This window comes from Teichococcus aerophilus (assembly GCF_014490485.1).
Classification (GTDB): domain Bacteria; phylum Pseudomonadota; class Alphaproteobacteria; order Acetobacterales; family Acetobacteraceae; genus Pseudoroseomonas; species Pseudoroseomonas aerophila.
This window is the reverse complement of the sequence record NZ_JACTVA010000087.1, coordinates 1-10164: the sequence shown is the minus strand read 5'-3', so window position 1 is coordinate 10164 and position 10164 is coordinate 1. Positions and strand designations below refer to the sequence as shown.

Here is a 10164-nt window from a genome sequence, read left to right as displayed (position 1 = left end):
GCCCAGCCCGCCCGCCAGCGCCTGGCCGAAGCGGCGGCGCGGCGGGGGCGCGGGGCTGGCGCCCCGCTGCGGCTGGTCCGGTGCGGCCGCCATGCGCTTACTTGGCCAGGGCGCCGGCGATCCAGTCCTTCAACTGGCTCTTCGGCAGGGCGCCGACCTTGGTCTCCACCGGCTTGCCATCCTTGAACAGGATCATGGTGGGGATGCCGCGCACCGCGTAGTCGTTCGGCGTCACCGGGTTCTCGTCGATGTTCACCTTGGCGATGGTCAGCTTGCCCTCATAATCCTTGGCGATCTCGTCCAGGATCGGCGCCACCATGCGGCAGGGGCCGCACCACTCGGCCCAGAAATCCACCAGCACCGGGCCGGGGGCGTTCAGGACGTCGGTCTTGAAGCTGTCGTCGCTGACGGCCTTGGTCAGTTCACTCATCGTCTTCGGGTCCTTCTGTGCGCCGTTCGCAGGGGGCGGCTTCCCCCCTCGGCGCGGGTCGCCTAAGAAAGTCGTGTCACGGGGCGGGCGGGTCAAGCCATCCCCCTCCGCTGCCCTGCCCTTCGCCCGCGTTCTTGTGTGTCGCTTGTATTCTCAGATGTGTGCTCAGACGGGGCTGGCCGCCTTGTCCCCCTCACCACCGGGAGGCATAAACCCTATCGTGACACGCCCCCTGATCATTGCCCCCTCCCTCCTCGCCGCCGATTTCGCCCGGCTGGGCGAGGAAGTGGCCGCCATCGAGGCCGCCGGCGCCGATTGGCTGCATCTCGACATCATGGATGGGCATTTCGTGCCCAATATCAGCTTCGGCCCCGCCGTGGTGAAGGCGCTGCGGAAGCACTCCCGCATGCCGTTCGACGTGCACCTGATGATCGCGCCGGCCGATCCCTACCTCGCCGCCTTCGCGGAAGCGGGCGCGGACCTGATCTCCCTGCACCCGGAAGCCGGGCCGCATCTGCACCGCTCCCTGCAGACCATCCGCGCCCTCGGCAAGAAGGCCGGCGTGGTGCTGAACCCCGGCACGCCCGCCTCCGTGCTCGCGAATGTGATGGACCTGGTGGACCTGGTGCTGGTGATGACGGTCAATCCCGGCTTCGGCGGCCAGTCCTTCATCCACTCCCAGCTGCCCAAGATCGCTGAGATCCGGCGGATGATCGATGCCACGGGGCGGCAGATCCACCTGCAGATCGATGGCGGCGTCACCGACGTGACCGCGCCGCTCTGCGTCCAGGCGGGGGCGGACGTGCTGGTGGCCGGCACCGCCGTGTTCGGCAAGCCGGACTATGCCGGCGCCATCACCGCCATCCGCAAGGCGGCCGCCTGATGTCGGACTGGCTGCGCGGCGCGCGCAAGGTTGTGGCGGGGCTCAAGCCGGTCAAGGCACCGGAGGCGCCGGCGCGCGCTTTCCGCGACCTCTGGCCCGGCGATGCCGCGCGTGGCCAACGCGTGTTGCGTGGCGAGTGCGAGGTGCTGGGCACCACCCGCCCGCTGATCCTGACCGCCGAGGGCGGGCCGGGCTGGGGCGCCGGCGCGGGTTCCCCCACCTGGCGGGCCGCCGTGCATGCCTTCTGCTGGCTGCGGGACCTGCGCGCGCTGGGCACCGACGGTGCCCGCCTGCGTGCGCGGGACCTGACCGCCGACTGGCTGGCGCACGGGGCGCAGGAACCGGTCGCTGCCTCCCCCGACGTGGTCGGGGCCCGGCTCTCCGCCTGGCTCGGCCACTGGGACTTCCTGGCCGCCACGGCAGAGGACGGCTTCCGCCGCGCCATCATGGTGCGGCTGGCGCAGGATACCCGCGTGCTGCTGGCCAGCCTGCCGGGCGATGCCGGCCACCGCGGTTCCCTGGTCGCGCTGAAGGGTGGCCTCGCCGCCGCCGTGGCGCTGGCGGATGAAGCCGCCATCTCCCGCTGCCTGCGGCTGCTGCCAGCCGAGATCGACCGCCAGATCCTGCCCGATGGCGGCCATGTGGAGCGCAGCCCGTCCCAGCTGCTGCTGGCGGTGCAGGACCTGATCGAGATCCGCAACCTCGTCCACGGCGCCGGGCTGGAGGCGCCGCCGCACCTCGCCCTGGCGCTGGACCGCGCTGCGCCGGCGCTGCGCCTGTTCCGCCATGGCGATGGCGGGCTGGCCCTGTTCAACGGCACGCGGGACGAAGGCGCCGCCCTGGTGGACCTGGTGCTGACCCAGGGCCAGGCCCGTGGCCGCGCGCCGCTGATCCTGGCCGAGGCCGGCTTCCAGCGCCTGCAGGCCGGCCGCACCCTGCTGATCGTCGATTGCGGCACACCGCCGCCGGCCCAGCGCGGCCCCGCCGCCAACCCCGCCGGCCTGCCCCGCCATGCCGACCGCTTCCACCACGCCGGCACCCTGTCCTTCGAGATGTCGGTGGGGCGGGACCGCGTCATCGTCAATTGCGGCGCGGCGCCGGCCGCCGCCCAGGAGTGGCGGGACGCGCTGCGCGCCACCGCCGCCCATTCCACCATGGCGCTGGCCGACACCAACAGCAGCGAGCTGAAGGAAGACGGCCTCGGCCGCCGGCCGGAAGCGGTGGAGACCGAGCGCCACGAGGCCAACGGTGCCCAGTGGCTGGATTCCAGCCATGACGGCTACCGCCGCGGCCTGGGCGCCATCCATCGCCGCCGGCTCTACCTCTCCGAATCGGGCGACGACCTGCGCGGCGAGGACGTGGTGGAAGGCGAGAACCTGCCCGCCTTCGTCATCCGCTTCCACCTGCACCCCGCCGTCGTCGCCACGCTGCAGGAGGAGGACAACGCCGTCCTGCTGCGCCTGCCCAGCGGCGCCAGCTGGAAGCTGCGCGCCAGCCGCGCCAAGGTCGGGCTGGAGGAAAGCATCTTCATGGCCGGCGAGCCCCGCCGCACCAGCCAGGTCGTGCTGACCGCCGAGGCCGGCACCACCGCCGTGCCCTGGGCAATGAGCCGGGTAAACCTGCCGCAGCCCAACGCCGAAGGCTGAGGGAAGATGGGGTAAGGGCTTCAGCGCCGGGTGGCGGTCCTTGTGGGGCGGATCGACATTCAGCCAAAGGCAGGAAGGCCGGGGAAGGAATTCCCCGGACCCCATCTTTCTTCTACGAGTCTTTCGGCTGTGACTTGGGGGGCGTCGGCCATTCTGGGCCAGACCGAGGTTACGCCGAAGTTCCGTGACCGCCGGAGGCCGATCGTTCAGCCCGGATGACTCACGTTTGCTCATAGCCACCGCACCCCCCCCGATCCTGAATCTTTCGCCAAAGGTCAGAAAAAAAGTTGGGGTTTCAGGGGAATTCCTTACCCCTGACCTTCCTTCCCGTCCCAGGTCGAATGTCGATCGGCTCCAGGACCCGATAGGCAGCGTGGGCTGAAGCGTTGGCCGTCGAGGGTCGGGGCCATCGAGCCTGTGAGGCCGTCTACAGTCCTTTTCCGCACCACCCACTTCCCCGCACGGAATGCCATTGGGTCGCCGACACCTCCGGCGCGACCAAGCCGGGGCCAGAAGACTGACGCCCCCGCAGTTACCCCCCCGAAAAACGCGCAGAAAAAAGAAGGGGGCCAGGGGGAATTCATTCCCCCAGCCTTCACGCCCCTTCCTCCCTGCGCCATGAGGAAGGCCACCACCCATGCTGCCTTACCGAGATTCCTCGCCGCCATGACCGTCGCCTGATGAAGATCGCCGAAGTCTGCAATGTCGATTTCGCCCTGCGGCACTTCGTGCTGCCGGTGATGCGGGGTGCACGGGACCGGGGGCATGAGGTGGTCGGCCTCTGCGCCGATGGGCCGATGCTGGAGATCCCCCGTGCGGAGGGCTTCCGCATCATCCCCGTGCCCTTCGCCCGCAGCCTGAACCCGGTCGCGCAGGCCAAGGCCTTCAATGCGCTGACCCGGATCTTCAAGGACGAGAAGTTCGACCTGGTGCACGGGCACATGCCCATCGCCGGGCTGCTGGCGCGGGCGGCGGCCAAAGCAGCCGGGGTGCCGCGCGTGGCCTATACCGGCCATGGCTTCCTGTTCAACCAGCCGGGGCCGCTGTGGCGGAAGGGCCTCTCGCTCGGCCTGGAATGGCTGGGCGGCCGCGCCACCGACGTGTTCATGACGGTCAGCGAGGAAGAGGCCGCCGACGCCCGCCGCCTGCGCATTGCCCCCCGCGCCGTTGGCATCGGCAATGGCCGGGACCCGGCCCGCTTCGTCGATGACCCCGCCGGCCGTGCCGCCGTGCGGGCCGAGCTGGGCGCGGCGGAGCAGGACTGCGTCGTCGTCATCGTCAGCCGCATCGTTCGCCACAAGGGGCATGTCGAGCTGCTGCGGGCGATGGAGCAGGTGCCCAACGCCACGCTCTGGGTCGTCGGCAACCGCCTGGAATCCGACCACGGCCCCAACCTGGACGCCGAGTTCGATCGTGCGGCCCAGATCCTCGGCCCCCGGCTGAAGCGCCTGGGCTACCGCGACGATATCCCCCGCGTGCTGGCCGCCAGCGACATCTTCTGCCTGCCCAGCCATTTCGAAGGCCTGCCCATGTCGGTCATCGAAGCCATGCTGAGCGGCCTGCCCGTCGTCGCCACCGATATCCGCGGGCCGCGCGAGCAGGTGCAGCCCGGCGTGACCGGCCTGCTGGTGCCACCCCTGACGGTGGAGCCCCTTGCGGAAGCCATCGCCACCCTGGCAGCGGACCCGGCCCTGCGCGCCCGCATGGGCGCCGCCGGGCGCGCCTACGCGCTGGAGCATTTCGACGAAGCGAAAGTCATTGGGCGGACGCTGGATTTGATGGGGCTTTAGGAAGGTGAGACAGGGGCAGGCTGGGGGAAGGAATTCCCCCAGACCTCCATCTTCTTTTTGCGAGTCTTTGTGGGTGGGGCTCAGAGGAGCGTTGGTCTTTGGGAGCGGCCGGGGGCGCACCGAAAGGCCAGGACCTCCGGCGATTGATGGTCAGTCCGTAGGGCCTTTGAGATTCTGAAGGCTTGCCCTGTCAGATCAGGCTTCGGCGGCCATTGTCGGAATCTGCTAGGTTTGTCAAAGCGGTGCCGGCTTTGTTCTCGACAGCTTGTCGCTGCAAAATGGCTGTCTCGCCGCGACGGAATGGCCGGTCCAGCCCTCAACGGGCAATCCTCCGAACCCGCCTCTAAAACTGACAGAAAAAAGATGGGGCCCGGGGGAATTCTTTCCCCCGGGCTTCCTTCACCCCGGATTCCGCAACGCCACCCCGCTTGGCGGGGCAGGGCGCTCGATGACGGCCCGGTCTCCCTCCACGCGCACCCGCCCACCAGCCACCAAAGCGAGCGCGGCCGGGTAGAGGGCGTGTTCCTGTTCCAGAACCCGGGCGCCGAGGCTGTCCTCGGTATCGTCGGCCAGGACGGGGATGGCGGCCTGGGCGATGATCGGGCCTTCATCCACGCCGGGCGTCACCAGGTGCACGGTGCAGCCGTGGAAGCGCACCCCGGCGGCCAGGGCGCGGGCGTGGGTGTCCACGCCGGGGAAGGCGGGCAGCAGGGAAGGGTGGATGTTGATCATCCGCCCGGCCCAGCGGCCGACGAAGCCTTCGGTCAGCACGCGCATGAAGCCGGCCAGGGCGATCAGCTCCACGCCGTGCTTCGCCAGCTCGGCTTCCATCGCCATTTCGAACCCGGCGCGGTCGCGGCCGAAGGCGCGGCTTTCCACCACGGCGGTGGGGATGCCGGCCTCGGCGGCGCGGGCCAGCCCGCCGGCGGCGGGCTTGTTGGCCAGGACCAGGGCGATCTCGGCCGGGTAGGCGGGGTCGGCGGCGGCGGCCAGAAGCGCCGCCATGTTGCTGCCCCGGCCGGAGATCAGGATCGCCGTACGGCGGCGAGGGCTCACGCGGCCGGCCAGCGGGGGGAGAGGTTCTCCATGCGCACCTCGGGCTCCGCCTCGGCATCCGCGCCGGCATCGATGCGGCCGATGCGGCTGACGCTCTCGCCGCCCTCGGTCAGCAGGGCGATGGCGGTCTCGACGTCATCGGGCGCGACGACGAGGATCATGCCGATGCCGCAGTTGAACACGCGCAGCATCTCCTCCGGCACCACGCCGCCGGTCTGGGCCAGCCAGGCGAAGACGGGCGCCGGGTCCCAGCTGGTGGCATCCACCACGCCGACCGTGCCCTGGGGCAGTACGCGCGGCAGGTTGCCGACGATGCCGCCGCCGGTGATGTGCGCGGCCGCCTTCAGCAGCTTCGCCTTGTGCAGCGCCAGCACGGACTTCACGTAGATGCGGGTCGGCGCCAGCAATGCCTGGCCAACGGTGGTGCCGGCGGCGAACGGGGCGGGGGTGTGCACGCCCTGGTTGGTCGTCTCCAGGATGCGGCGGACCAGGGAGAAGCCGTTGGAATGCACGCCGGAGGAAGCGAGGCCCAGCAGCACGTCGCCCGCGCGCACGTCGTCGCGCGGCAGCAGCGCATCGCGCTCGGCGGCGCCGACGGAGAAGCCGGCGAGGTCGTAGTCGTCCTTGGCGTACATGCCCGGCATCTCGGCCGTCTCGCCGCCGACGAGGGCGGAGCCGGCCTGCCGGCAGCCTTCGGCGATGCCGGAGATGACGGATTTCGCCTGGGCGATGTCCAGCTTGCCGGTGGCAAAATAGTCCAGGAAGAACAGCGGTTCGGCGCCCTGCACGACCAGGTCGTTCACGCACATGGCAACCAGGTCGATGCCCACGGCGTCATGATACCCGGTATCGATCGCCAGGCGCAGCTTGGTGCCGACGCCATCGGTGGCGGAGACGAGGACGGGGTCGGTGTATCCGGCGGCCTTCAGGTCGAACAAGGCGCCGAAGCCGCCCAGCCCACCCATCACACCGGAGCGTGCGGTGGACTTGGCCAGCGGCTTGATGGCATCGACAAGGGCGTCGCCGGTTTCGATGTCCACGCCGGCGTCGCGATAGGTCAAACTGGTCATGAGGGGGCCCGATAAGCTATGCGCAAAGACCCGGGGGGCTACGGCCCACTCCTGCACCGGATCTTCCAAGGGGGCGGAATGCAACATTTTCGGCGGCTGGCCGCAACTGCTGTCATCACGGGACTGCTCTTCATGCCGGGTCTGGCAGGGGCGCAGGAGGGTGGGAGCGGCTTTGTCCAGCGTGGCATCACGGTGGAAACCTCGGCTGAGAATGCCGTGATCGCGCGGAATCGCGCGCTCGCCACCGCGCAGCGCCAGGCCTACGACAAGATGGCCAGCGAGCTCGGCTTCAGCCGCAGCGCCTCCGATTCCCAGATCGACGGTATGGTGGACAGCATCATCGTGGAGCAGGAGCGGGCCACCCGCACCGGCTATAACGGCCGGCTGACCGTCAACTTCAATCCGCGTCGCGTCGCCAGCTTCGCCGGCATCAGCGCCGGGGCCGCGGGTGCCACGGCCAGCAACGGCGGCGGTGGCGCCTCCGCCGCGCCGGGCGCGCCGCCGGCCAACCTCGCGGCCAGCACCGCCGCCTTCAATCCGGCCTCCGCCTTCGTGGAGAGCGTGACGCAGTTCAACGGCATGCAAGGCTGGCTGGACCTGCGCCGCCGCCTGCTGGCGCAGCCGGAGGTCGCCTCGGTCGACATCCTGGCCATCGCGGTGGATGGGGCGACGCTGCGCCTCGGCCTGCGCCTGCCGCCAAACGAGGCAGCGCGGGTACTGGCTGAACGTGGCATCCTGCTGCAGCAGCCGGGCACGGTGGTGCCGCCGGCCGGCCAGGTGCCGCTGCAGCCCGGCGGCATCGCGCCGCCGGTTCGGATCGGCGCCTCGCCGGTGCCGGTCGCGGTGCCGGCCGCGGCCTCGCCCAATGCCCCCTGGCTGCTCGGCGTTGCCGGCGGCGCCTGAGGCCCCCAGAGCGACACCCCCGGCCCCGCCGCCCCCACGGGCGGAGGCCGGGGCCTTCACCCTGCCCAACCTGATCACCCTGGCCCGGCTCTGTGCCGTGCCCTTCACCATCTGGCTGATCATCCACGGGCGGCTGGACTGGGCCTTCATCCTGTTCGCCGCCGCCGGGGTGTCGGATGCGGTGGATGGCTGGATGGCGCGGCGCTGGCACATCCGCTCCGCCCTCGGCGCCGTGCTGGACCCGGTGGCGGACAAGGCACTGATGGTCGGCACCTACGTCACCCTGGCGGCCACCGGGGTGATGCCGGACTGGCTGGCCATCCTGGTGGTGTTCCGCGACGTGCTGATCATGGGCGGCGTGCTGGTGCTGTACATGCTGGGCACGCCGCCGCGGATGCGCCCCTCCCGCATCTCCAAGCTGAATACGGTGGCGCAGATCCTGTATGCGGGGCTGGTGCTGCTGGTGGCGGGTTTCGGTCCGGGCCTCGGCTGGGCTATGGATGTCCTGGCCTGGGGGGTCGCGGCCATCACCGCCCTCTCCGGCCTCGCCTATGCGCGGGAGGCGATGCGCCCGGCCTCGCCCTGAGGCGGGGGCCGACCTGTTTCTTGCCCGCCGCCGCGCGCGGGCGCGCGGACACGCAGGGTGATCATGCCGCCAGAGACCATCCCCGCCCCGGCCGCACCGAACACGCGCCCCGACCCGCGCCAGCCAGCCGGCGCCCCGGCCGATGCCCGCATGGCCACCCGTGCCGATGCGCGCGTGCCGGTGCGGGGTGAGCCCCGGCTGCCGCTGCCGCCCTTGGCCCACGCCACCCCCGGCCCGCGCACCGCCACCCAGGCGCAGCGTACGGCGCTGGTGCTGGGCCTGTTGGCGGCGCTGCTGTTCCTGATCTGGCTGTTCTCCGCCATCCTCACGCCCTTCGTGCTGGCCGGCTGCATCGCCTATTTCCTCGACCCGGTGGCAACGCGGCTCTCCCGCATGGGCATGCCGCGCGGGCTGGCGGCACTGCTGCTGGTATTCGGGCTGATGGCAGCGGCGCTGCTGGCCATGCTGCTGCTCTACCCGCTGCTGATCGCGCAGGTCGGCACGCTGCTGGCGCGGCTGCCCAGCTACATCACCGGCATCGGCTCCGCGGTGCAGGAAGGGCTGACGGCGCTGGAACAGCGCTTCGGGCCGGAGGTGATGGATACGCGGCTGCGCGACCTCGCCGTTACCCAGGCCGGCGCCATCCTCTCCTTCATCGGCACGGCGGCGACGCGGCTGATCGGCGGCGGCTACGCGCTGCTCTCGGTCTTTACCCTCGTGGTCGTCACGCCCGTGGTCGGCTTCTACCTGCTGCGGGACTGGCCGCGCATCATCGCCCGCATCGAGAGCTGGTTGCCCCGCCGTTCCGCCACCGTGCTGCGCCAGCTGGCGCGGGACACCGACCGCGTGCTCTCCGCCTGGCTGCGCGGGCAGTTGCTGTGCTGCGCGCTGCTCTGCGTCTACTATGCCATCGGCCTCTCCGCCGTGGGGCTGGAGCTGGGGCTGATCCTCGGCATCGCCTCCGGCATCCTTTCCTTCATTCCCTATGTCGGGTCGATGACCGGGCTGGGCACCGCGCTGCTGCTGGCGCTCGGCCAGTTCGGCACCTGGGAAGGGGTGGGCATGGTCGCGGCCGTCTTCGTCACCGGGCAGATCGTCGAGGGCTACATCATCTACCCCTACCTGCTGGGGGACCGGGTGGAGCTGCATGCCGTCTGGGTCATTTTTGCCCTCTTCGCCGGCGGCGTGGCCTTTGGCTTCCTGGGCGTGCTGCTGGCGGTGCCCATGGCGGCGGCGCTCGGCGTGCTGGCCCGCTACTGGCTGCGCCGCTACCTGGAAAGCCCGCTCTACCTCGACCCGCCCCGCACCGGGAGCGGCTGATGGGCCTGCAGCGCCAGCTCGCCCTGCCGCTCGACCTGCCGCACAGTTTTGCGGGTGAGGTGCTGCCCGACCCCTCCAACGCCGAGGCGATGGCGTGGCTGGAGCGGGTGGAAGCCTGGCCGAACGGCCGGCTGGCCATCCATGGCCCGGCCGGCATCGGCAAATCCCACCTGCTGCGGCAAGTGGCCGCGGCGCGCGGCTGGCGGGTGCTCGACGGCCCGGCGCTGCGCGGCGTGCCCACCCCCGCACCCACGGCGCTGGACGATGCCGATGGCGTGGCCGAGGAAGCCGCGCTGTTCCACCTGATCAACGCCTGCGCCGCGGCAGGCCTGCCGCTGCTGCTGGCCGGGCGCACCCCGCCCGCGCGCTGGCCGGTGGCGCTGCCGGACCTGGCCAGCCGCCTGCGCGCCACCGCCGCCGTCGGCATCGCCGAGCCGTCCGACCGCCTGCTGGCCACGCTGTTGGCGCGTGAATTCGCCG

Annotated in this window: 9 protein-coding genes and 1 pseudogene; 7 read left to right on the top strand and 3 right to left on the bottom strand. The window is 71.0% G+C overall.

Annotated features, from left to right (window positions below):
- Positions 1-97: 97 nt before the first annotated feature.
- Positions 98-430, bottom strand: a complete 333-nt coding sequence (trxA, locus tag IBL26_RS24360; protein ID WP_187787103.1) for a thioredoxin TrxA — start codon at positions 428-430, stop codon at positions 98-100.
- A gap of 220 nt (positions 431-650) precedes the next feature.
- Here trxA and rpe point away from each other — a divergent pair, with 220 nt between their 5' ends.
- From rpe to IBL26_RS24345, 3 genes are all read left to right on the top strand, one after another.
- Complete coding sequence (gene rpe / locus IBL26_RS24355) at positions 651-1313, top strand: ribulose-phosphate 3-epimerase (RefSeq protein ID WP_367615505.1); 663 nt, start codon at positions 651-653, stop codon at positions 1311-1313.
- The gene (locus tag IBL26_RS24350) at positions 1313-2959 is read left to right on the top strand and encodes a heparinase II/III family protein (protein ID WP_187787101.1); all 1647 of its coding nucleotides are present in this window, start codon (positions 1313-1315) and stop codon (positions 2957-2959) included. The genes rpe and IBL26_RS24350 overlap by 1 nt, the downstream gene beginning before the upstream one ends.
- A 680-nt stretch (positions 2960-3639) precedes the next feature.
- Positions 3640-4749, top strand: a complete 1110-nt coding sequence (locus tag IBL26_RS24345) for a glycosyltransferase family 4 protein (RefSeq protein ID WP_187787100.1) — start codon at positions 3640-3642, stop codon at positions 4747-4749.
- 399 nt (positions 4750-5148) lie between these two features.
- Here the strand turns inward: IBL26_RS24345 and purN are convergent, their stop codons facing one another.
- Both purN and purM read right to left on the bottom strand, forming a co-directional pair.
- Complete coding sequence (purN, locus tag IBL26_RS24340) at positions 5149-5805, bottom strand: phosphoribosylglycinamide formyltransferase (RefSeq protein WP_187787099.1); 657 nt, start codon at positions 5803-5805, stop codon at positions 5149-5151.
- Positions 5802-6875: a phosphoribosylformylglycinamidine cyclo-ligase gene (gene purM, locus IBL26_RS24335; protein ID WP_187787098.1), complete on the bottom strand. Its 1074-nt coding sequence runs from the start codon at positions 6873-6875 to the stop codon at positions 5802-5804. Before purM ends, purN begins: the two co-directional genes overlap by 4 nt.
- 132 nt (positions 6876-7007) lie before the next feature.
- On the opposite strand from purM, the gene IBL26_RS24330 reads away from it, so the two are divergent.
- The 4 genes and pseudogenes from IBL26_RS24330 to IBL26_RS24315 form a co-directional block, all read left to right on the top strand.
- Positions 7008-7778, top strand: a complete 771-nt coding sequence (locus IBL26_RS24330) for a hypothetical protein (RefSeq protein ID WP_187787097.1) — start codon at positions 7008-7010, stop codon at positions 7776-7778.
- Complete coding sequence (locus IBL26_RS24325; protein ID WP_241749724.1) at positions 7762-8364, top strand: CDP-alcohol phosphatidyltransferase family protein; 603 nt, start codon at positions 7762-7764, stop codon at positions 8362-8364. The genes IBL26_RS24330 and IBL26_RS24325 overlap by 17 nt, the downstream gene beginning before the upstream one ends.
- A gap of 63 nt (positions 8365-8427) precedes the next feature.
- Positions 8428-9684 carry an AI-2E family transporter gene (locus IBL26_RS24320; RefSeq protein WP_241749723.1) on the top strand — a complete coding sequence of 419 codons (1257 nt, stop codon included), beginning with the start codon at positions 8428-8430 and terminating at the stop codon, positions 9682-9684.
- Positions 9684-10164: pseudogene (locus IBL26_RS24315) on the top strand (chromosomal replication initiator DnaA); the annotation flags it as partial. The gene IBL26_RS24320 and the pseudogene IBL26_RS24315, both read left to right, overlap by 1 nt.

What these genes read in the sequence shown, in the direction of transcription:
- IBL26_RS24330 (WP_187787097.1), top strand. Translation starts at nt 7,008, where the DNA reads ATGCCGGGTCTGGCAGGGGCGCAGGAGGGTGGGAGCGGCTTTGTCCAG.
- IBL26_RS24345 (WP_187787100.1), top strand. Translation starts at nt 3,640, where the DNA reads ATGAAGATCGCCGAAGTCTGCAATGTCGATTTCGCCCTGCGGCACTTC.
- purM (WP_187787098.1), bottom strand. Translation starts at nt 6,875, where the DNA reads ATGACCAGTTTGACCTATCGCGACGCCGGCGTGGACATCGAAACCGGC.
- IBL26_RS24320 (WP_241749723.1), top strand. Translation starts at nt 8,428, where the DNA reads ATGCCGCCAGAGACCATCCCCGCCCCGGCCGCACCGAACACGCGCCCC.
- trxA (WP_187787103.1), bottom strand. Translation starts at nt 430, where the DNA reads ATGAGTGAACTGACCAAGGCCGTCAGCGACGACAGCTTCAAGACCGAC.
- IBL26_RS24350 (WP_187787101.1), top strand. Translation starts at nt 1,313, where the DNA reads ATGTCGGACTGGCTGCGCGGCGCGCGCAAGGTTGTGGCGGGGCTCAAG.